This window comes from Rossellomorea yichunensis, assembly GCF_032337515.1.
In the GTDB taxonomy this organism is placed as follows: Bacteria; Bacillota; Bacilli; order Bacillales; family Bacillaceae_B; genus Rossellomorea; species Rossellomorea yichunensis.
In genome coordinates this window covers 673,158-694,871 of the sequence record NZ_JAVYAD010000001.1, presented here as the reverse complement: position 1 = coordinate 694,871, position 21,714 = coordinate 673,158, and the positions used below count along the sequence as shown (strand labels likewise).

The following is a 21,714-nucleotide window of genomic DNA, read 5'->3' as shown; positions in this document are numbered from 1 at the left end:
CCACCAAAATTACCATAACCTTTTTTTCTTTTGAATGGCTTTAGAGTATAGCTGGACAATATTCCGTCCTAATATATTTACATCCCACAATTCTCTCCCCTTTTGGGAAGCATATTTACTCATTTGGTCGCGTATTGCTGGATTATTCAAGAGGTATTCTATCTTCTCCGACAACTGCCTGTTATTCCCTTTTTCTATAATGAAACCATTCTTGTTATTTTCAACCATCTCCGGGAGTCCCCCTGCATTGCTGACAATTGTAGGAACACCGAGTAACTGTGCTTCTATTACGGCAAAAGGCTGGTTTTCTTGCAGGCTCGGGAGAACAAGCATGTCGGATTGGTATAATATTTCTTTCACTTTTGAAGTATTTCCCCAGAATAATACATTTTTCTCGATCCCCAGTTTTCGGCAGCTTTCTTTTAAGCTTTTTTCAAGTTCCCCTTCACCCAAAATCCAACATTCCCACTTATCCCTATACCTCAAGAATGAGAGAGCTTCTATTAAATTGTGCAGTCCTTTTAAATAGACCAGGCGACTATTGACTAATATGATTTTTTTCGCAGGCTGACGCTGGATAGGGGTGTCAATTTTAAAATGAGAAAGCTCTACACCATATTTATAGGTATGAATTTTGAATGTATCGATTTTGAATTCTTTTTCGATGATTCCTCTCATCCATTGACTTGAAGTATGAATGAAATCACTGGATTCATATCCTACTTGTTCTAGTCGGGCATAATACTGGATTATGAATGAGTTCCATATAGCTTGATCCATTGTACTAGTATTCAAGGATTTATATTGATGGAATATGGCACCAGTTAAAAAACCATGTCCACTGGTAATCAGCGGAACCCCCGTGGGCTTAACCCGGCTTAATGCCACTGCTGAAATGACATCCTGTGCATGAATGATATCGTACTTAGTCATATCGAGATTGGTAACCCCTTGCTCAAATATATACCGATTTAATTCCGCATGGTATACCCAGGGATTTCTCGCCAAATGGGGGACAGATCTCATTAATTTCTTCTCGACATAGGATCGGTACTGGCTTAGATCAAACACTGTCTCAGTACCCAACATAACCACTTTTGAGTTATTATCCCTTGTACATAAAATATCTACATTATGGCCTTGCCCGACAAGGTAAGCCGACAAGTTAGAGACAAAAGACCAGATGCCTCCCCCTGGTAGAGGAAACACTGTCGCAATTAATATATTCATCAACATCAATCCTTTGGAAATTGTTCTAGAATGGATTTTAATCGTGTATCTGGTATGGTGAGCTTCTTGTAATTCAAAGAATTGTGGGTTCTATGCCCGGGACTAGTACCGACTGATCCACGTTTTCCATACACATGCCTAAGGTAATTTTTTCTTGGTAACATGTATTTCACTCCATTTTTTAAAAAATGATGTAATACGGTCTTGCTTGTTGATTAACGAATAAGCATCATTTCAATGAATTGAATAAATTACATTGAAGTTATACTCCTCAAGATTTTTTTCCCAAACCAGCATGTTCGATTTAATATTGAAACAAGATAGTCTTGTTGGCATGACACCAAAATCACCAACATATTTAGTTGAACCGTCTTTTCCTTTTTTACTTGATGGACGAATTCTGGAAAATCCCACCAACACTAACTCTTCTGATATAGGTTTAATCCCCCTGCACCAACCGATTTTCTCTTGGTGTTTGCTGATTTCTACAAGGTTCACTACTCTCTCGATTTTAAGTGTTGTCGCGTTCACGATGACTATCCTTCCGTCAACTTGTGTAAAGTAGATTTTCCCATTATAGACGACACCATCATGTATTAGCTGACGACCAATGTTTATTCTCTTCGTTCTGTCGGTTAAACAAATGGCGTCCTTTTGAAGGCACCTGGTCACCCAAATTTCATCATTCAGTTCAAAGACAAAATTGGGATGTGACAAGTGCGGTTTTGTAGTAGGAACCTTCCGGTAATCGATATTTGGGTCGAATCGGCTCCATGGCCCTTCGCCCATTACATTCCACAGATTTACGATCCTACCTGCAGGATTTATTTCTACCACCATATCCAATCCTGTGTTAACGACCAAAAGGTTTCCGTTTCCCCTTGGTTTCACATGATGAACATCATTGAATAATGGTAAACTATAATAGTCTTTGAGCTTATGAGTAAAGGCATTGTAGACTAGGATTTCTGTTTGGGTACATGCAAACAGCCTATCACCTTTTAGTGAAGCTGCCGTAAATGAAATGGAAGCTTCATGTGCAGGACAGACCTCCTGCGGAGAAATATATTCAATGACTCTTTCTGCTTCTTTGGTCTTCCCATCCAACTTTAAAACTACCGCTTTATTAAACTGTTCCCAATCCTTCATCACCTGTGACTTTTGTTCTGCCCCTACAAGGTATAAATCTTTCAACCCTATCACCTCATTAGATTTAAAAAATATTCTACTTTAACCGGATAGCATGCTCCGATTCTAACAACTACAAATAGTTCAAAGCATTCCGAATAACTTCTCCCGATATTCTATGTACTGCTTGTATCTTTTGACATAAAAATTAAGTAAATTAAGTCATTCTTCAAAATATTAGCCACTTAGCCCTCTACAAACAGGGATAACTTACATATAAGAATAATAGGATTGTTTATTGGTTCGTATTAAATGATTGGAGGATATCAAATGAAAATACTATTCGTTTTTTATGTCCCTAGTGGAGGGGTAGAAACGTTAAACAGGCAACGATCCATCGCCCTAAAACAAGCGGGGATCCGGTGTGATTTTTTATACTACAGTAAACGGAGAAACTTATTGAATCATGAGAAATCAAATGTTTTCATTACGAATGATGATCAGGAGATCAGAAACATTTTGCTAAAGGGAAAGTATGATGCTATGGTGATCACTTCCGATTTTGCAGCTATGGAAAGATTCAGTAACTTAGGATTTAAAGGGAAAATCATTCTAGAGATCCAAGGGCTTGGACCTCAAAGTGTGGCACGGTCACAATTACAAAATGCAATTCCGTATGTACAGAAGTATTGTCATGCACTACTGTATCCCAAAACCCCTCATATAGGGGTGATTTTCAGAGAGTTCTTCAAATCAACTCCTATCTTTGAGTTTAATAATTGCTTTGATCATAATGCCTTCACCTACCAAAAGCTTCCGAAGAAAGATAGGCCCATTGTTGCCTGGATTGGTAGATTAGAGGACAACAAAAATTGGCGTGAATTTTTACACATTGGTCATCAATTAATTAAAACGAATAAAATGGTTGAATTATACATGTTTGAGGACCCAAGCCTGTCGACCCCAAAGGAGAGAAATGATTTTATCCAATTGAAAAACAGATTGAACCTGGATAAATATGTACATGTATTACAAAATGTACCCAATAATCAAATGCCTGGTTACTTCTCGAGAATCGGCGATTCCGGAGGGTTTCTATGCTCAACCTCAAAAGTCGAGGGGGCTCCCTATTCTTTGTTAGAAGCTATGAGCTGCAGGTGTCCCGTTCTTACAACAGACTCAGATGGAGTGAGGAGTTCGATATTGCATAACCAATCAGGTAAGTATTATCAAATCGGAAACATTCAGCATGCCGTTCAACAAGCGGAAGAACTCATGCACAATTCCAAACTCCGAAATTACATCATCGAAAATGCGCTGCTTCACTTAAAATCTCAGTTCAGTCATGCACAGTACTGTAAAAACTTCACACAAATGCTAAAGTCCATAGGTTTATAGATTCCTTTGGATTAAAGGGGCTCATGGTCAATCAATTCTTCGTCCACTGGCATATTCTATTAAAAATAGCAAAAGGTGAGATGTCATTTGAAAGCACTCGTTACAGGTGGGGCAGGCTTTATAGGCTCCCATTTAGTGGATGCACTAATCTCTAAAGGCTTTAGTGTTCATATTATCGATAATTTAAGCAGTGGTAAGAAGGAATATATAAATCCTTTAGCCATTTTTCATGAGTTGGATATTTCTACTGCAGCTGCACACAAAGTCATCCTGAAGGAAAAACCCGATTATATCTTTCACATGGCTGCCCAGGCTGATCTGTCCCGATCCACCGCTTCACCACTTGATGATATGCACACAAATGTTGCAGGAACCATCAATTTATTGGATGCGTGCAGGCAATATCCTGTGAAGAATTTCGTCTTTTCATCTACATCAGCCGTTTATGGGAATGTTTCCAGTGAAATGATTGACGAATCACACAAGACTTCCCCAATATCATTCTATGGTTTATCAAAGCTTACCGCTGAAAACTATATAAAACTTTTTCACGATACCTTCCAGATACCATTCACCATTCTTCGCTATGGGAACGTCTATGGGCCAAGGCAAACATCTAAAGGAGAAGGAGGGGTCATTGCTGTATTTCTTGAGAAACTTAAGAAAAATGAACAGTTAAAAATCCATGGGGACGGGCTGCAAACACGGGACTATGTTTTTGTACAAGATGTGGTGGAAGCTAATATTGCAGCAGCTGATAAAGGTAAGCAGATGATGATGCACATAAGTACAGGGCAAAGATCCTCGATTCTCCAATTAATCGATTTATTGAAGAATCATCATACTGGTAAAATTCACGCCTTCCATACAGTAGATAGACAGGGGGATATTAAGCATAGTGGTTTAGATAACACACTTGCAAAACATATTTTATCCTGGAAACCATACTATTCCATTCAAGATGGAATGAGGGAGACCTATTTGTCCTACTCCTTCTAAATCATCTGAACATAAAAAAAGCATCGATCAATTTACATTCCCAATTGATCGATGCTTTTCTGTTTGATATAGTTAGTACTTTTTGCGGGCCATCTTGAAATAAGTCTGGTATTTCCTTTGGATATACTGTGATTCTTTCACCATCCCCACCCCGTGTTTGGCAGAACCCATACTGGAATGGACCCGATATAACACAAGCACTTCGTCCAGATAATCCATCTTGGTATAAAGACTCAAGCGGCACCACATTTCGTAGTCCTGTGTGTATTTCAGTCTCTCATCAAACCAGCCTGCCTGCTTTACTAAATCTATTTCCGCCATTACCGTGCATCCATTCACAGGACATGCCTTTAAGAGAAGACTCTGAAAAGTATTTCTGTTCATTCTCCTGGAGTGGATCTCGTTCACCACATTATTATTTATATCAATGGTTTTAAATGCTGTATAAGATACTTTGGAGCCAATTGAATTCATATAAGCTAGTTGCCTCGCGATTTTGCTTTCTAAAAACATATCATCTGAGCTCAACCAGGCAAAATATTTCCCTGTTGCTTGTCTTAAACCCGCATTTAAAGCGGATGCCGTTCCACCATTTGACTTCCTTATATACTTTATCCGGTTTTTGAACGGTTGAATTTTTTCAACATATTGAGTTGAACCATCGTCCACAACGATGACTTCAATATCTTTATAGGTCTGACGAAGAGCGCTCTGAATAGCTTGGTCAATATATGCGCAATTGTAAAATGGAATAATAATAGATACCTTCACTTAGTTCCCCTCTTTCAACAAATTAAGTGATAATACCACTTTATGTAAATGAAAGCAAAGTGCTTGTATCATCACCCAGTTCATAGAAAAAGAGTGCATTCAGCACTCTTTCATTCAAACACAATGTCGATATGTTTAACCTTCCCATTATTGATCTTGTAACATCTTATTTCTTCTTTCCTTCCCCCGACAGCGGCTATAAAATAATAAACCTCCGGAAATTGTGAGAAAGTAACATCATCCTTTGAGGGGACAGGACTCCCATACGGATGTGAATGATATATCCCCATAAAAATTTCCTTTTTATGGATCATTTGAGCCATGACATGATCTTGTTCATCGGGATCCATGGCAAAAGAATAGGGTGTAGGTTCTGTATTTCTCATTGGCCAAATCGTCTGACAAAGATTAGTGGAACCCGAAATCAACCCGCAAGCTTCATTCGGAAGCCCCTTTTTCACTTCAATCATGATCCTTTTGTATATACGCCTGGGCATCCTTACGCTTTCTTTATGAGTTGCACCCGCATCCCTTAAATTTAAATTTCGTCCTTTTAACTTCCATCTTGATTCGATCCTCTTTCTTAATTCCAATGGGTACTCTCTTTCTCCGCTTATAAATATCGTTGAGATCTTTGGATTGCATTTTTATCACCCCTTTCAATCTACCTCATATACTTGTTGGGATTAAACATGGTACGTTTCGATTCAGAAGCCATAGGGATATTGCCGTATTCATCGAACTGAGGATTAACATGAGGAACTTGCTTTTTCTGCTGTTGCTTCATATTTTGGTAAATTTCGTTTTTCTTATTGGACCGAGATTGAAGATCTTTCTTTAGCTTATCCAACTCCTTCTCCATTTCAACTTCTCGATTACTTTTTTCCTTATTCTTACCTGTATATTTTTCATTCAATAAACTTACTTCTTTTTCAAGGTCTTTTTCACGTTGTTTATAATCTTCCAATTGATTCTTTAATGAATGTAGCTCATCCTCATAATATTCTTCGATTCTCTTTAGTTCATCATTCAATACACCAATTTTCTGTAAATAACTCTTGGTTGTTTCCTCACTTTTATTGCTTCTTATCAACGTCTCCTTGACTTCATTAAATTTCATTGAATGTGAAACCAATTGCTCTTCAATCAGATTAAGTTTTTTCAGTATTTCCGGATGATTGTTTTCCTCTTCTTTACCCCATAAAAATTTCCACACTATTGTATACCACCTTTCTTTAATTGGACGCATGTATTGTTTTCGGTGCATTCGTAACCAATCAATTAGAGTAACGAAAGCGTTATTATATACCTCTACTTCAAATAAAATTTTTTTCTCTGACAAAAAGTACTCATTCGCTTCAATTAATAAGGAGATCGCTTCATTTTTAATTTTTTCGAGTGGTGACTTCATGTAAACCTGAGCACTTTCATAAAATACTTTAATTTCCGGGATTGGTGTAGGTGCAAAATGGACATCCTTTGAGTTATCATGGATCCTTTCTTCCTTATATGCTACCTGAAAGTTTTTGTCATTGATCAATTCAGTTTCATCGGAAAGGGATATCCTTATTAATTCCTGTTGCAGTTGAAGGTCTAACTCATAATTCATTTCAATATTTTCAAGCAGAAATTCAATCTGTTCTGTCAGCAATAGGATAGTATGATGATTTTCCGCAATTTCTGATTGATAGACAAGGTGTTTGGATCTTTCTCTGGACAATTCTTCCGACACATTTTTAATTCGTTTTGAATAATTGTTATAGAGAGACTGTATTTCCTCAGATATCATATGAATATCATTCATTAAATCCGGATATTCCGTGCCATGGTTAATCTTATACTCCTCTTCGGTCACCTTTTTCACCTCCAATAATTCCTTTGCAATATCTTATGTATGGTTTGTTTACATGTTAAAAAAAAGGAGAGAGAGTTCTCTCTCCTTCAGTTAGTTAGTCATCCAAGCCTCCAAGTAAGTCTGCAAATGTTTCACACTCACCAAACTCAACCAATGCATCAACCACTCCACTATCAAAGATTACAACATTAGCTGTATTTCTTAAGATTAAGCGGAAGCCTTCAGCAGGTGCATCAAAAATTTGAAGTTCATAGAATAATTGTTCCGGTGCACCGTCGAAGTAACGAATTCCTTCTCCAACTGCAGTAAGGGCATCGTCACCACAGGTTACTCTATCGATAGATGATGGATCGAACGTAAAGGTGAAATCAGGTTGGAATCCTGTTGCAGTCGGTGCTGGAGTAGGGCCTACTTCTGTATCAGTGAAAGAGTAAGACCATGTACTGTCTGCAAGTGAGCACTCTTGACAAATTTCAGCTCTTAAAGTTGATAGACCTGTTACTAAATCAGCTGTTGCACCAGATCCGAATGTTGCTTCAGTATCTTCATTTCTTGCAAGAGCTGTCGCCTGACATTCACAGTTATCAACCGGGAATAACCCTGGACATTGACGCGGGAACTCTAATAGGCTTAAATCACAACGAAGTTTTTCTTCAGGAACTTTGATATTGTTAGGACGCGGGAAACAGAACTTAGCCAAGACTTCTAATTTGACCGGATATTCTACTTGGACGTCTTTACAAAGAACAACTTTTAAAGGAATCATAGGGCCAAATGGATCTGGTCCCATTAATACTCCTCCTGAGCTGGCAATGACTTGAGTCGCTCTGATATTTAAGTTTTCATTGGTGATACCAGTAGGCACACAAAGCATAATCTCATCGGTAAATTGTGTACGCACAGTAAACGAACACTCTGCTACACCATCGATAAGAATGGTCACTTCAACAGGTACTGTCCAAACGATTAACACTCTACCGGGATTACCATTTTCAAGAATGGTACCAGTCACGCTTACATCCGATGGGTCAACAGGAGCTGTTTGTACTTCTACTCTTTGACCTGCCGCAAGAGCCGCGCTGACCGCTGCACGGCACGCTTCATCAGGAATGAAATTCTTGTTCTCATACTTGTTCGCAAAGAACACCCAGTCATATACTTTGTCTACACGAATACATTCTGGTGCTAAATCATTCGGATCCAGTGGAATCGGAGACGGAGATGGTGTAGGAGTCTGGGAACCCCTAATTTGTTTACGCTTCTTCAAAAAAATCCTTCCTTCCTTTAAATGAATATTTATATCACACTATATCCTATGGACGATCAAGAATTTGGTATAGAGTAAATACCTATTTATTTAAAAAAAATTAATAGGCTTATTAATAGTTTTTTAAATACTATTGAAAAATAGGCTGATTCTATAGACATTTGACTGTACTCCTGTTCTTAATCGTCATATCATATACCATAAGGAAAGGGGGAATGTAGGACCTTTAACAATTTGTTACTTTTTAATATGTGAAATAATGAAAATTACCATTAAAATAAAATGTTATGATAAAGTGCTTGATCTACGCTTCTAAGTGGTTACGCTACCTCATTAAATGAATATTACGAACGTGAACGATTTTCCTATCATTGCAATGATATTAATTATATATAAAAGCCATGTAAACGCTGGGAAGTTTACATGGCTTATTCTATGGACAAATAGCGTTCGTCTCGGTTGGTACATATACATAATAGTAAAAGCATACAGAAGGGAGTATTCAGACATGAAATATCTTTCACCAATCCAACTTCAACAGCAAATAATCCATTATAAATCCGAATTGGAGAAATACAAACATAAGTGTTCAACCCTGGAAAAGCACAATCTTGCCCGCGAATACCATTCCATAAAAAAAGAAAATCAACGTCTAGAAAACTTAAATGAAGATTTTCGAATACAGATTGAAAAAAAAATTGTAGAAAATGAGCAACTATCCATAAAATATCAATCCTCCTTCAAATCTCAGGAGAAAGAAATAAAAAAGCTTCGTTATACCATTAATCAATTAAAGGATCAACTGCGTAAAATAAACCTCCTCTACTCGACAGAAGTAAAAAAACTGGTCGAACATAACTATTTAACTAAGACTGCCCTTGAAAAAGAAATCATTTCTTCAGAAGTGTCACATTGTTATCTAATAAAAGAAAAAGAATTACTAACGACAAATAAACAAGAAATGGAAAAACAGTTATATTCAAAAGAAATGGAATTACTGGAGATGGAAGAGCTCATCGAGGAACTGAAAATTGGGTGGAGTGAAGAAAAACAAAATTCACACAGACTAAATAGCTTTGAGAAACATAAAAACAATAACCTCTCGGATGAGAACAAGTCCTTAAATAATGAGCTTTACGTAAAAGAAATGGAACTTCTTAAGTTGAAGGAGCTAATTGAGGAATTGAAAATTGAGGGCTTATTACAGAAACAACATTTGCTCAAATTGAATAGCTTTGAGGTATATAAAAATTACAATCTCTTGGATGAGAACGAATCATTAAAGGCTCAACTTTACTTAAGAGAAGTAGAATTGTATGAAGTCCAACAAACTCTTTCAGAATCTACATCCCATTACGACGACTTACTTATCACCAAAGCGAATCAGCTCGAACAGGCATCCAAAATGCAAATCGAAAAATCAGCCTATATCCAAAAGATAGAAACCTCATTGAAAAAACTGGTAGCCGAAAAAGAGGCCTATACCAATACCCTTCATTCACTAAGAAAAAACATCAAACGTATGAAGGAAGATGTATTCAGTTTCAAAGAGGAAGAATCAGCTGAAATGAAAAATAAAATAAAGAGCTATGAAGACACTATTCAGCACCTGCAATTCACAAATGCTCACTTAATTGAAGAAATCAATAAATTAAAAAACCGGGCACCCAAATAAGGAGCCCGGTTTATTCTATTACATAAATTCTTTGACTAATTCATCAAATTTATCCTCATCTAACTTTAAATCATGTGTACTTAATGGCTTTTCAGAATACCCGGTTACAAGATCCTGGTATGAAGGCTGTTCTTTGTTTTGATAAATCAATCCAGTTACCAGTCCATCCTTCTCCATGAGCGTATTCATTGCTTGTTCACGATTTGATGGATCATAGCCTTCAAGATCCGAGAGCTTTGTCAGGTTCTCTTTAAACCAGTCATACGTATTAATCTTATTATATGTTACGCAGGGACTAAATACGTTGATCAATGAGAAGCCTTTATGATTTAGACCTGCTTCAATTATTGCCGTCAGCTCTTTCAAATCAGAAGAGAAACTTTGGGCAACGAATGTTGCGCCAGCTGTCAGTGCCATTTCCATCGGGGCCAGTGCTGGCTCAATGCTTCCCTGAGGCGTAGACTTTGTCTTAAAACCAGATGACGAACGGGGAGAGGTCTGTCCTTTTGTCAGCCCATAAATCTGGTTATCCATAACGATATATGTGACATCTACATTACGACGGATCGCATGGATCGTATGGCCGAGGCCAATGGCAAATCCATCCCCATCCCCTCCTGAAGCGATGACGGTTAAATCCTTATTCGCCATTTTTAATCCTTGAGCGATAGGAAGGGAACGGCCGTGAATGCCATGAAAACCGTACGAGTTAATGTAACCTGATATACGTCCGGAACAACCGATTCCGGATACGACAGCCAATTGTTCAGGATCCAGCCCTACATTTGCCGATGCCCGTTGAATCGCGGCTTGTACAGAGAAGTCTCCACACCCAGGACACCAGTTGGGTTTAACATTATTTCTGAAATCTTTAAAGGTAGCCATGGATCAGATCAACTCCTTACATCTTGAATGAATTTCATTTGGTAAGTATGGTGTTCCATCATACTTTGTCATTTTCGTGATTTTATTTCCATACCCAACGTTCATTTTGATTAAATTGGCCAGTTGTCCAGTGGCATTATGTTCAATCACGACTACTTTCTTTGCTGATTGCATCAACGGTTCAAGTTCATCTGCAGGAAACGGATGGATTAATCGTATATGAGCATGATTCACTTTCAGTCCATCAGCTTCAAGTCGTTCCATTGCTTCTTCAATTACTCCACGTGTCGAGTTGAAACCGACTAATAATAAATCGGCTTCTTCATGTGGTGCATACGTGTGAATTGGATTGTTAAAGCGTATGCTTTCCACCTTGCGCATACGTTTATCCATCTGCGCCTGCCTGTTTACAGGAGATTCAGAAGGCTTCCCTGTTTCATCATGTTCGACTCCTGTTACATGATGAATACCGTTTTTCATTCCTGGAATGACACGCGGTGATACACCATCTTCAGTCACTTCAAAACGTTTAAAGTATTTCTTTGCTTCTAATTCACTTAATTCTGATTCATTGCCGACAAGCTTCCCTCTACGAATTTCCACTTTGCTGTAATCAAGTGGTTCAACCGTTTGTTTCCCTAATGAAAGCTGAAGATCAGAAAGAATGATGACTGGACATTGATACTCTTCGGCTAAATTAAATGCCTCTACTGTATCATAGAACGCTTCCTGTACAGTACTTGGAGCGAGGACGATCTTAGGAATCTCACCGTGCGTACCGTAAATCATGGCCATTAAATCGGACTGCTCCTGTTTCGTTGGAAGTCCCGTGGACGGTCCTCCTCGTTGAGTATCCACCACTACTAAAGGCTGCTCTGTCATACCGGATAAACCGATTGCTTCCATCATAAGTGAAAGACCAGGTCCAGCTGATGCAGTGAATGAACGGATCCCCCCGTAGTTCGCCCCGATTGCCATCGTTGCAGCTGCAATCTCATCCTCTGTTTGGATAACCGTTCCTCCAACCATCGGTAGCTTCTTAATGAGGTATTCCATGATTTCAGAAGCTGGAGTGATTGGATATGCTGCCATGAGACGAACCCCACCAGCCAATGCACCGAGAGCAATCGCATCGTTCCCGATCATGAACATGCGCTTATTTCCATCGGCTTCCTTCAGTTGTAATGAACCAACCTTGCTTCCAAGCTCATCTTTCATCGTTTGAAATCCTTGCTTGATGGCTTCCATGTTTTTCTCAACTACAGTCTCACCTTTACGGCCAAAAATTTCTTCCACAACTTCCTTGAAAACGTCTGGATCGAGGTTGAGAACGGCACAGGTCGCACCTACGGCTACCATATTCTTCATTAACGAAGTTCCCAGTTCTGTAGCTAACTGAGTGAAAGGAATGATATATAAAGAAGCATCCGTATCTTCAGGCTTTTCAGGCTTGAACTTCGCATCAGCTATAATTACACCATCACTATGTAATTCTTTGTAATTCACATCTATCGTTTCCTGGTCAAATGCTACTAAAATATCTAAGTCATCAGCAATCGCACGCACTTGTGTGGTGCTTACCCGAATCTTGTTATTTGTATGTCCTCCCTTAATACGAGAGGAGAAATGGCGGTAACCATATAAGAAGTACCCAAGGCGATTGAGGGCCATAGAAAAGATTTCACCCGTACTCTCTATCCCTTCACCTTGCTGGCCGCCAACTTTCCATGAAAGTTGTTCCTTCATTTATTACACCCCTTCAATCAAATTTTGCAACATCTATCAGAGAAGCATATTCTCTTCTTTTCGTTCAAACAACCTATAACTACTAAGGATTGTTGCAACTCTTATATTTTTATTCACTCTATCAGTTTATCACTTTTCTATTTAAATCACTACTGTATTAAAGAGATTGTGAATGTACAGACTTAATTCCCGGTACAAAAAAAACATTAAAGGTATCTCTTTAATGGCAGGTATTGTAGTCAATCTGGTATTCTTCCAACAAAGTTTTCAAACAAGAACTTTTTCACCTGTTTCTCGCTATAGTATCGTTGGAGTGTATTGATCAAGTTCTGATATTGATCAAACGATGATAACCCTTGAACAGTTTCTGATATCCCGTCGAAATCTGATCCAAAGCCAATATGATCCTCTCCACCCAAGCTGCAAACATGTTCGACGTGCCTGATGATATCTGAAATCACCGCTGTTCCTTTTTTGTTTAGGAATGGCGGTACAAACGTGATCCCCATGACGCTGTCCTTTTTGATTAACGCTTCAATTTGTTCGTTTTTCAAATTTCGGGGATTTGGACAAATGGAGTATGCATTCGAGTGAGAAGCAATGGGGTAATCTGCAAACTCGATTGTATCCCAAAATGCTTTCTCACATAAATGGGAAACATCTGTCCACAACCTGTTCTCGTTTAAGAATGAAACGACCTCATGGCCAAAATTGGTCAATCCTCCACCCCTTGGCTCCAGCGCTCCATCTGCAGCAGCATTGGCCCAATTCCACGTTAATCCAGCAGAACGCACCCCAAGCCGGTAAAGAATTTCAAGCTTGGTGAGATCCTCTTCTATTGCTTCAATGCCCTCAAGTGTAAGCATTGCCCCGATTTCATCATGTGCTAACTTTCTTATATCTCTTTTGGAGGTGACAAATTTCAGTTTAGGATTGGGTTTCAGGATTTGATTATGAAATATGTTCACCATTTCCAGGGCAGCTTGAAATCGTTGACCTGGCTTCAAATTGGATGGGATATAAATAGCGAATAATTGTATCTTACTTCTGCTCTCGATCAGTTGTGGATAGGTAATATGTAAAGAGTGCTTCGTTTGAAATGCCTTCTTCCCCGGCTCTAAGTATAACTTCATCAATACATCACAGTGTGCATCAAATAACATGTTTCTTCATCCCTTCAAGTGCCTGACTTTCTTATAAATAATACTATGGAATAATAGAAAGGCTGTCCACTAAAGAATCCCCTCTTTAATGAACAGCCTATGGTTTATTATCTTGGTTCCACGATTAACTTTATCGCCGTACGCTCTTCCCCATCAATCAGAATATCTGTAAATGCCGGGATACATATCAAATCTAAACCACTAGGAGCCACAAAGCCTCTTGCAATCGCAACTGCTTTAACGGCTTGATTTAAAGCCCCTGCACCAATCGCTTGAATCTCAGCTCCTCCTCTTTCACGAAGAACACCGGCGAGTGCACCAGCTACAGAATTAGGATTAGATTTTGCTGAAACTTTTAATATTTCCATTCCTTTTCCTCCTTGTCATTTCCCCCATACCGTATGTCCGTGGTAAAGAACAAACTTGGTATAAATGATTCCACTGATACTATATTCAGGAAATGGACAAATCATTCCGGTCTCACCGAAAAAAGGATAGAAAACATTTAATATTCTGCCATGAATGGATGGTCTTCGTTAATTAATATACGCTCGATTTTTTTCGCTTTGCCCGTTTTTTGATCAACATCTATTAAACAGGCACTCAAAATTTTGCGTCCTGTCTTTGGAACTTCAAAGCGAACAGGCAAACTTGTCTGAAATCTCTTCAGAACAGAATCCTTACTCATTCCCAACACCTCATCGTATGGGCCAGTCATGCCGACATCACACATAAATGCCGTCCCATTGGGCAAGATGCGGTTATCCGCTGTTTGCACATGTGTATGAGTTCCTATTACAGCAGATACCCGTCCATCCAAAAACCAGCCAACAGCCTGCTTTTCACTTGTTGCTTCTGCATGAAAGTCAACGAAGATAATGGAGGTTCTCTTCTTTGCTTCGTCTACAAGTTCATCCAGTGCCTTAAACGGGTCATCAAGGGGCGGCATAAAAGTTCTACCTTGGGCATTGATAACGGCAACCTCTTTTCCATACACTTCAGCATAGACCAGACCGCTTCCAGGGGTTCCTTCCGGAAAATTCGCCGGTCTCACCATTTGTTTCGATGAGTCGATAAAATTGAAAATATCTTTATTATCCCAAGTATGATTACCGAGAGTTACCATATTGGCACCATCTTGCAAAAATTGTTTGTAAATCTTCTCTGTGATCCCTCTGCCTGAAGCTGCATTTTCCCCGTTAACGATGGTAAGATCCGGTGAGTGCTTCTTTTTTAACTTTGGCAAGTATTCCGTGATCATTTCCCTGCCCATTGAACCGACTACGTCTCCAACAAATAAAATTTTCATGAAAATTCCCTTCTCTATATGTATTCAGTCTTGTAGTTATTGTATCACAAATAACTTGCCGTCTATTCATCCTCTGGATGGATAAAATATGTGATAAAAAAAGCTGACCCGAAAGGGGAAAATCCCTATTCGAGTCAACCTCTTATTTCGCGTATTCGACAGCCCTTGTTTCACGGATGACCGTTACTTTAATATGGCCAGGGTAATCGAGCTCATCTTCGATCCGTTTACGGATATCCCTTGCTAATCGATGAGATTCCAAATCGTCAATGGCTTCTGGTCTAACCATAATACGAACTTCTCGTCCTGCCTGGATAGCGAACGATTTCTCAACGCCTTCATAAGACTCTGAGATTTCTTCCAACTTCTCTAATCGGCGGATATAGTTCTCAAGCGTCTCACTTCTCGCGCCAGGTCTCGCAGCAGATAAAGCATCAGCTGCAGCAACCAGTACTGCGATGATGGACGTAGGCTCAGTATCTCCGTGGTGAGAAGCAATACTGTTAATGACAACAGGGTGTTCTTTGTACTTCGTTGCCAGTTCAACACCAATTTCCACGTGGCTTCCTTCTACTTCATGGTCGATTGCTTTTCCGATATCATGAAGTAATCCAGCACGTTTAGCGAGTCTTTCATCCTCACCAAGCTCTGCTGCTAATAATCCAGAAAGATACGCCACTTCCATTGAGTGTTTTAAAACGTTTTGACCGTAACTTGTACGATACTTTAAACGTCCCAAGATTTTAATTAAATCCGGGTGAAGACCATGAACTCCAACTTCAAAGGTTGTCTGTTCACCAATTTCACGGATGTATTCATCCACTTCACGTCGGGATTTATCGACCATCTCTTCAATTCGCGCAGGGTGGATACGTCCATCCTGAACTAACTTCTCTAATGCAATTCGAGCCGTTTCTCTACGAATCGGATCAAAACCAGAAAGAATAACTGCTTCAGGAGTATCATCAATAATCAAATCAATTCCTGTTAAAGTTTCCAGCGTACGAATGTTACGTCCTTCTCGCCCAATAATTCGACCTTTCATCTCATCATTCGGTAGGTTCACAACACTAACCGTTGTTTCTGCCACATGTTCAGCAGCACAACGTTGAATAGCCAGTGAAAGGACTTCTTTCGCCTTCTTATCTGCATCTTCCTTCGCACGTGTTTCATGCTCTCTGACCATAATAGCGATATCATGGGAAAGTTCATTTTCAACGCGGTCAAGAATGATTCCTTTCGCTTCATCACGAGTTAAGCTCGAGATACGTTCTAGCTCTGTTTGCTGTGATCGTACCATCTCGTCCACTTTGCTTTCCATCTCTTCAATATGTTGTTGTCTCTCGTTAAGGGTCCCCTCTTTTCTTTCAAGTAAGGCTTCACGCTTATCAAGCGTTTCATCTTTCCGATCGAGGTTTTCCTCTTTTTGCATTAAACGATTTTCTTGTTTCTGCAATTCATTTCTTCGTTCACGAAGTTCATTTTCCATTTCTGTGCGAAGTCTATGATTTTCGTCCTTTGCTTCCAATAGTGCTTCTTTCTTCAGAGCATCTGCCTCGCGCTTAGCATCTTCTAAAATGTGCTCTGCTGAACCTTTAGCACCAGCAATCTTTGCTTCAGCAATGGACTTACGAATTAGGTATCCAACAACTACACCGACGATAAGGCCAAGCAAAATGGAGATGATTGTTATAGGTTGCATTATTTCACCTCCTCTTGCTATGAACTGTCATCATGTCTTTTACATGTCGGCTTGTACATTGCTCAAAAGAACAAAATATACAGCGCTAGGCTTTCAAATATTCATTCGAAAAATTTGTAAAATATACATGTTAATTTTAAATCTCTGAAAATTTATTGTCAAGGGGTAGAGCCCTCTATCACTAGATTTCTCAAGGGATTTTTTCCAATCGACATAAATTGACACTGTCACTATGGGGTTATGGATGATTTTTTGACACCATCCATCTATTTGAAAACTTTTTGTTGAATTTAGAAGTTTACATCAGAAAACGATTATTCACATGCTTTTCTTAACTATAAGCGATTATCATTAGAGAAAAACACCATTACTATTTTCTACCAAATAATAGCTTATCATACATAATAAAGAGAAGCACACCGAAAATGGCTGCTTCTCTTCATTATGGTTAGTCTTCTAAAAGACTTAATTCACTTTGATCATCGGTCTCAGCTCGACCTGTATCCAATCCGTAATGATCACGGATTTTCAGCATGATTTCGCTGCGGATTTCCGGATTTTCTTTAAGGAAAATCTTCGCATTCTCACGACCTTGACCTAAGCGCTCTTCGTTATAAGAGTACCAGGCACCGCTCTTCTGAACAATATCAAGCTCAGATCCAAGATCGACGATTTCACCTTCTTTAGAAATTCCCTCACCGTACATGATATCTACTTCCGCTACACGGAAAGGAGGAGCTACTTTATTCTTCACGACTTTAATCTTCGTTTTGTTCCCTACCATTTCATTTCCTTGCTTAAGTGTTTCTGCACGACGGACTTCCAAACGTACAGAAGAATAGAATTTCAGTGCACGCCCACCAGGAGTCGTCTCAGGATTTCCAAACATGACTCCGACCTTTTCACGGATTTGGTTAATGAAAATCGCGATGGTCTTCGATTTGTTGATAGCACCTGAAAGCTTACGAAGAGCCTGTGACATTAAACGGGCTTGAAGACCTACGTGAGCATCTCCCATCTCACCCTCGATTTCCGCTTTCGGTACAAGTGCTGCAACAGAGTCGATAACGATGGCGTCCACTGCCCCACTACGTACTAGCGCTTCAGCAATTTCCAGTGCCTGTTCACCTGTGTCCGGTTGAGAAAGTAATAATTCATCTATGTTTACCCCAAGCTTTTGTGCATATTCAGGATCAAGTGCGTGCTCTGCATCGATGAATGCCGCCTGACCACCTTGAGCCTGGACTTCTGCAATGGCATGAAGTGCTACTGTTGTTTTACCGGATGATTCCGGACCATATACCTCGATGATTCTACCGCGGGGATATCCGCCAACTCCAAGTGCTGCGTCCAATGCCAGTGAACCACTTGGACATGTTACTATCTTTCTATCAGTTTGCTCCCCAAGCTTCATGATAGAGCCTTTACCGAATTGCTTTTCTATTTGTTTTAACGCCATATCTAAGGCTGCTTTACGATCGCTCACAAAATCTTCCTCCTTTGAATATAGAACTTGAAATAGACAACTTATAAGCTTGTCTCAAATCCAACCTATCTATACTATAAACGTTTTTATAATAGAAAACAAGAAAAAAATCGAACATTCATTCGGTTTTTTTCTATAGGTGATTTGGATTGAATTTGGTGCGATTGAACAATAAAAAAACTGCCCTCCACCTATCAGAAGACAGCCAATCTATCCTTACTTACTCAATTCTTTAATCAAATAATACCAACCGTATTTTGTCGTTCTCATTCGGTTAGCATTACGTCCGCCGCCAAGATTTAATAGAAACGTTTTAGTTGGTTGATCTTTCATGGAAAGTCCAATCCAAACGGTTCCTGCAGGTTGCCCTTCGTGTGATCCGGGACCCGCCACACCAGTAAAACTGATTCCGATATCCGATGATAAAAGTTCTCTTACGTTTTTTGCAAGCTCTTGTGCACACTTTTCGCTTACTGATGTATGCTGTTTAAGTGTACTTTCTTTCACAGAGAGTACCTTCTTCTTGACCTCATCCTGGTAACAAATCACCCCGCCATTCAGGATGGAGGATGTACCTGGTAATGACGCTAATTGAGCTTGAAAGAGGCCCCCGGTTAAACTCTCTGCACAGGAAAGTGTGAAACCTCTCTCTTTTAATAATTTGAATCCCACCTCAACGAGAGAATCCTGATCGTAACCGTAGAAGTAATCTCCTGCAATATTCATAATCTCAATTTCTAACTCATCCAAAAGGGTGATGGCAGCATCTTTCGATTCGTGTTTGGCCGTCAACCTCAGTGTAACTTCTCCGTCACCAGCCAGTGGGGCAATGGTTGGATTGGTTTGTTGATCAATCAGATCTTCTAATTCTGTTTCCAACTGAGCTTCCCCAATGCCGAAAAAGCGCAGGACCCTGGAATGGATAATTTCTTTCTTCTTCAATAATTTTTGGATGGCCAGTTTGCCGTAAGTACTGAACATCGGTTTCATTTCAGATGGAGGCCCGGGTAAAAGCATGTATGCTTTACCATCTTTTTTCAATAGCATGCCGGGAGCCATACCGTTCTCATTCTTCAACACCTGAGATCCGGCTAATATGAGTGCCTGTTTTTCATTATTGGGGGTCATCTCCCGGTCGACTTTTTTAAAATAGCTTTTAATTGATTCCAATGCATCTTGGTCCATGGTCAAAGTTGTACCTAATGACTTCGCAATGGTTTCTTTCGTCAAATCATCCTTGGTCGGTCCAAGTCCACCAGTGAAAATCAACAAGTCTGCTCTTTCTTGAGCTACTGAAATCGCATGTTGCAACCGCTCTGGATTGTCACCAACACTAGTGTGGTAGTAGACATTCACCCCCATTTCAGCCAGCTGCTCTGAAATGAATTGAGCATTGGAATTGACGATTTGACCTAATAGTAGTTCTGATCCAACCGCTATAATTTCTGCATTCATCCTAAATTCCCCCTGTCATCGATGTAAAGAAGGGGATGATTCCAGTAGAATCAACCCCCTTGTTCAAGCGTTTTATTTCGAATTTACAAATGCTTTTTTGTTATGTTTGAAATAGTCCCATCCAGACCAAATGGTAAAGAACATAGCCACCCAGAGAGCAATGGTCGCAAATGGCAAATTGATCAGTTCGAAAATGGCATTATGCAGAAGCAGCGCTGAAATAGCGATGATCTGTGCCCATGTTTTGATCTTTCCAAGTTGACCCGCAGCAACCACTTCCCCTTCTCCTGCTAACACAAGGCGAAGACCTGTTACCGCAAACTCACGGCTGATGATGATAATGACAATCCATGACGGGGCAAGACCAAGCTCAACGAGAACAATTAATGCAGCGGATACAAGCAATTTGTCCGCCAATGGATCTAAAAACTTCCCAAGGTTCGTCACGAGGTCAAGCTTTCGTGCATAATAACCGTCTACCCAATCGGTTGTTGCCGCAATGATGAATATCAAAGCTCCCACAAAGTGCTTGACCGGCATTTCTGCCCCAAGAAACATCATGTCACCCCAGTTTAGCGGTGCAAGCATAATGATTAAAAATAATGGAATTAAAAATATCCTTGAAACTGTAATCTTATTAGGTAAGTTCACCTTTCTACCTCCAATACTTAAAAACACGTTCTAGCTATAGTATGTAAGAAAAAGGAGTTATTAAAACTCCTTTCATCTCAATTATTGTGTCGCTTTAGGTTCATAGTTAATGATGATATCCTGTCTTACGACATCCGTTGCAGAAATTTTATACTCAAGTTGTTTGCCATTCACACTTATATCCGTGTTTGAAGCATCCCCTATGATGAGGTATGCCTGTTTCTCACTGGAAAAGTCAAAGTCCTTTTTATTACCCTGTTTTAGTAATCCTTCAAACAATACTTGCTCGTCGGTGTTAAAGACTTTCACCCAAGTGTCTCCCTCAGCCGCCAACTGCAGCTTGAACTCTTCTGTATTTTTCAATTCATAGGTTGTTTTATAATCTGAAGTATTAACAGCCTCTAATGATTGTTCTGGTTTTTGTTCTTTTTCTTCCTTGGCATTTTCATCTTCTGAAGGTTTATTTTCCCCTGTTTCTTCTGTTTCTTTGGTTTCTTCTTCAGGCTCTTCACTTTCAGCCGTCTGGTTTTCATCTACAGCGACTTGCTCCTGATTCTCTGAAGGCTGTGCCTCAGGGCCTTTATCCCCCACTTTCCCCTGCCAGAATACCCATACGGCAATCAAGGCACCAATAACGAACAGGGCTATAAGCAGTTTGGGCACGAAGTCAAATACCTTGGTAGAGCTTTCTGATACAGACTTTCTTGACTGAACCCTGGAGAGGGAAACCGGTATCTCATCTTCATAGGTTGTCGGAATTTCTTCCTTATGTTCCTCGAAAATCATTTCAGGAGGAAGACCGACCGCTTCACAATACTGTTTAATAAATGCACGCACATAGAACTTCCCGGGCATCGCGTCATACGAGCCTTCTTCAATCCCAATCAAATAGCGTTTTTGAATTTTTGTCATTCTTTGTAAATCATCGAGGCTGTAACCTTTAGCTTCACGGGCTTCCTTTAAACGATTTCCTAATTCCGTCACCACTTAACAC

General features: G+C 39.6%; 19 protein-coding genes. 3 read left to right on the top strand and 16 right to left on the bottom strand.

The features are described from left to right. Positions 1 to 9: 9 nt before the first annotated feature. The gene (locus tag RSX31_RS03455) at positions 10 to 1,230 is read right to left on the bottom strand and encodes a glycosyltransferase family 4 protein (RefSeq protein WP_315633306.1); all 1,221 of its coding nucleotides are present in this window, start codon (positions 1,228 to 1,230) and stop codon (positions 10 to 12) included. 234 nt (positions 1,231 to 1,464) lie between these two features. Then, positions 1,465 to 2,424, bottom strand: a complete 960-nt coding sequence (locus RSX31_RS03450) for a hypothetical protein (protein ID WP_315633305.1) — start codon at positions 2,422 to 2,424, stop codon at positions 1,465 to 1,467. A gap of 264 nt (positions 2,425 to 2,688) precedes the next feature. Between RSX31_RS03450 and RSX31_RS03445 the strand changes: the two genes are divergently transcribed. Together RSX31_RS03445 and RSX31_RS03440 are read left to right on the top strand one after the other, a co-directional pair. Further along, the gene (locus tag RSX31_RS03445) at positions 2,689 to 3,756 is read left to right on the top strand and encodes a glycosyltransferase family 4 protein (RefSeq protein WP_148993657.1); all 1,068 of its coding nucleotides are present in this window, start codon (positions 2,689 to 2,691) and stop codon (positions 3,754 to 3,756) included. An 87-nt stretch (positions 3,757 to 3,843) separates the two neighbouring features. Next, a complete protein-coding gene (locus RSX31_RS03440; protein WP_315633302.1) occupies positions 3,844 to 4,755 on the top strand; it encodes an NAD-dependent epimerase/dehydratase family protein in 912 nt (303 codons plus the stop codon). A gap of 72 nt (positions 4,756 to 4,827) precedes the next feature. Here RSX31_RS03440 and RSX31_RS03435 read toward each other — a convergent pair whose 3' ends face one another. The 4 genes from RSX31_RS03435 to RSX31_RS03420 form a co-directional block, all read right to left on the bottom strand. Then, positions 4,828 to 5,526 (bottom strand): glycosyltransferase family 2 protein, encoded by a 699-nt coding sequence (locus RSX31_RS03435; protein WP_148993655.1) that lies wholly within the window; start codon positions 5,524 to 5,526, stop codon positions 4,828 to 4,830. A 110-nt stretch (positions 5,527 to 5,636) separates the two neighbouring features. Further along, positions 5,637 to 6,119 carry a Mov34/MPN/PAD-1 family protein gene (locus RSX31_RS03430; protein WP_148993654.1) on the bottom strand — a complete coding sequence of 161 codons (483 nt, stop codon included), beginning with the start codon at positions 6,117 to 6,119 and terminating at the stop codon, positions 5,637 to 5,639. 71 nt (positions 6,120 to 6,190) lie between these two features. Beyond that, complete coding sequence (locus tag RSX31_RS03425; RefSeq protein WP_148993653.1) at positions 6,191 to 7,381, bottom strand: hypothetical protein; 1,191 nt, start codon at positions 7,379 to 7,381, stop codon at positions 6,191 to 6,193. Between the two features lie 94 nt (positions 7,382 to 7,475). After that, complete coding sequence (locus tag RSX31_RS03420) at positions 7,476 to 8,648, bottom strand: BMQ_0737 family morphogenetic spore coat protein (RefSeq protein WP_148969291.1); 1,173 nt, start codon at positions 8,646 to 8,648, stop codon at positions 7,476 to 7,478. A gap of 508 nt (positions 8,649 to 9,156) precedes the next feature. Between RSX31_RS03420 and RSX31_RS03415 the strand changes: the two genes are divergently transcribed. Beyond that, positions 9,157 to 10,323, top strand: coding sequence for a hypothetical protein (locus RSX31_RS03415; RefSeq protein WP_315633298.1), 1,167 nt, complete (start codon positions 9,157 to 9,159; stop codon positions 10,321 to 10,323). A gap of 18 nt (positions 10,324 to 10,341) precedes the next feature. Here RSX31_RS03415 and RSX31_RS03410 read toward each other — a convergent pair whose 3' ends face one another. From RSX31_RS03410 to RSX31_RS03365, 10 genes are all read right to left on the bottom strand, one after another. Then, entirely contained in the window at positions 10,342 to 11,208 is an 867-nt protein-coding gene (locus tag RSX31_RS03410; RefSeq protein ID WP_148993651.1) for a 2-oxoacid:ferredoxin oxidoreductase subunit beta, read from the bottom strand. 3 nt (positions 11,209 to 11,211) lie between these two features. Further along, positions 11,212 to 12,954, bottom strand: a complete 1,743-nt coding sequence (locus RSX31_RS03405) for a 2-oxoacid:acceptor oxidoreductase subunit alpha (RefSeq protein ID WP_315633297.1) — start codon at positions 12,952 to 12,954, stop codon at positions 11,212 to 11,214. A gap of 239 nt (positions 12,955 to 13,193) precedes the next feature. Continuing rightward, the gene (locus RSX31_RS03400) at positions 13,194 to 14,117 is read right to left on the bottom strand and encodes a dipeptidase (RefSeq protein WP_148993649.1); all 924 of its coding nucleotides are present in this window, start codon (positions 14,115 to 14,117) and stop codon (positions 13,194 to 13,196) included. Positions 14,118 to 14,224: 107 nt separating this feature from the next. Beyond that, complete coding sequence (spoVS, locus tag RSX31_RS03395; RefSeq protein WP_034760060.1) at positions 14,225 to 14,485, bottom strand: stage V sporulation protein SpoVS; 261 nt, start codon at positions 14,483 to 14,485, stop codon at positions 14,225 to 14,227. 137 nt (positions 14,486 to 14,622) lie between these two features. Continuing rightward, complete coding sequence (locus tag RSX31_RS03390; protein WP_315633286.1) at positions 14,623 to 15,426, bottom strand: TIGR00282 family metallophosphoesterase; 804 nt, start codon at positions 15,424 to 15,426, stop codon at positions 14,623 to 14,625. Positions 15,427 to 15,568: 142 nt separating this feature from the next. After that, on the bottom strand, positions 15,569 to 17,128 hold the full coding sequence (rny, locus tag RSX31_RS03385; protein WP_148969297.1) for a ribonuclease Y: 1,560 nt from the start codon (positions 17,126 to 17,128) through the stop codon (positions 15,569 to 15,571). A gap of 448 nt (positions 17,129 to 17,576) precedes the next feature. Then, positions 17,577 to 18,614, bottom strand: coding sequence for a recombinase RecA (gene recA / locus RSX31_RS03380; protein WP_148969298.1), 1,038 nt, complete (start codon positions 18,612 to 18,614; stop codon positions 17,577 to 17,579). A 216-nt stretch (positions 18,615 to 18,830) separates the two neighbouring features. Continuing rightward, on the bottom strand, positions 18,831 to 20,069 hold the full coding sequence (locus RSX31_RS03375) for a competence/damage-inducible protein A (RefSeq protein WP_315633284.1): 1,239 nt from the start codon (positions 20,067 to 20,069) through the stop codon (positions 18,831 to 18,833). 72 nt (positions 20,070 to 20,141) lie between these two features. After that, positions 20,142 to 20,720, bottom strand: coding sequence for a CDP-diacylglycerol--glycerol-3-phosphate 3-phosphatidyltransferase (gene pgsA / locus RSX31_RS03370; RefSeq protein ID WP_148969300.1), 579 nt, complete (start codon positions 20,718 to 20,720; stop codon positions 20,142 to 20,144). A gap of 81 nt (positions 20,721 to 20,801) precedes the next feature. Beyond that, positions 20,802 to 21,704 carry a helix-turn-helix domain-containing protein gene (locus tag RSX31_RS03365; protein ID WP_315633280.1) on the bottom strand — a complete coding sequence of 301 codons (903 nt, stop codon included), beginning with the start codon at positions 21,702 to 21,704 and terminating at the stop codon, positions 20,802 to 20,804. Between the last annotated feature and the right edge of the window lie 10 nt (positions 21,705 to 21,714).

Excerpts from the sequence above, each read along its gene's own strand:
- RSX31_RS03455 (WP_315633306.1), bottom strand. The coding sequence starts at position 1,230 with ATGAATATATTAATTGCGACAGTGTTTCCTCTACCAGGGGGAGGCATC.
- RSX31_RS03375 (WP_315633284.1), bottom strand. The coding sequence starts at position 20,069 with ATGAATGCAGAAATTATAGCGGTTGGATCAGAACTACTATTAGGTCAA.
- RSX31_RS03410 (WP_148993651.1), bottom strand. The coding sequence starts at position 11,208 with ATGGCTACCTTTAAAGATTTCAGAAATAATGTTAAACCCAACTGGTGT.
- RSX31_RS03400 (WP_148993649.1), bottom strand. The coding sequence starts at position 14,117 with ATGTTATTTGATGCACACTGTGATGTATTGATGAAGTTATACTTAGAG.
- RSX31_RS03415 (WP_315633298.1), top strand. The coding sequence starts at position 9,157 with ATGAAATATCTTTCACCAATCCAACTTCAACAGCAAATAATCCATTAT.
- rny (WP_148969297.1), bottom strand. The coding sequence starts at position 17,128 with ATGCAACCTATAACAATCATCTCCATTTTGCTTGGCCTTATCGTCGGT.
- RSX31_RS03445 (WP_148993657.1), top strand. The coding sequence starts at position 2,689 with ATGAAAATACTATTCGTTTTTTATGTCCCTAGTGGAGGGGTAGAAACG.
- spoVS (WP_034760060.1), bottom strand. The coding sequence starts at position 14,485 with ATGGAAATATTAAAAGTTTCAGCAAAATCTAATCCTAATTCTGTAGCT.
- RSX31_RS03405 (WP_315633297.1), bottom strand. The coding sequence starts at position 12,954 with ATGAAGGAACAACTTTCATGGAAAGTTGGCGGCCAGCAAGGTGAAGGG.
- RSX31_RS03390 (WP_315633286.1), bottom strand. The coding sequence starts at position 15,426 with ATGAAAATTTTATTTGTTGGAGACGTAGTCGGTTCAATGGGCAGGGAA.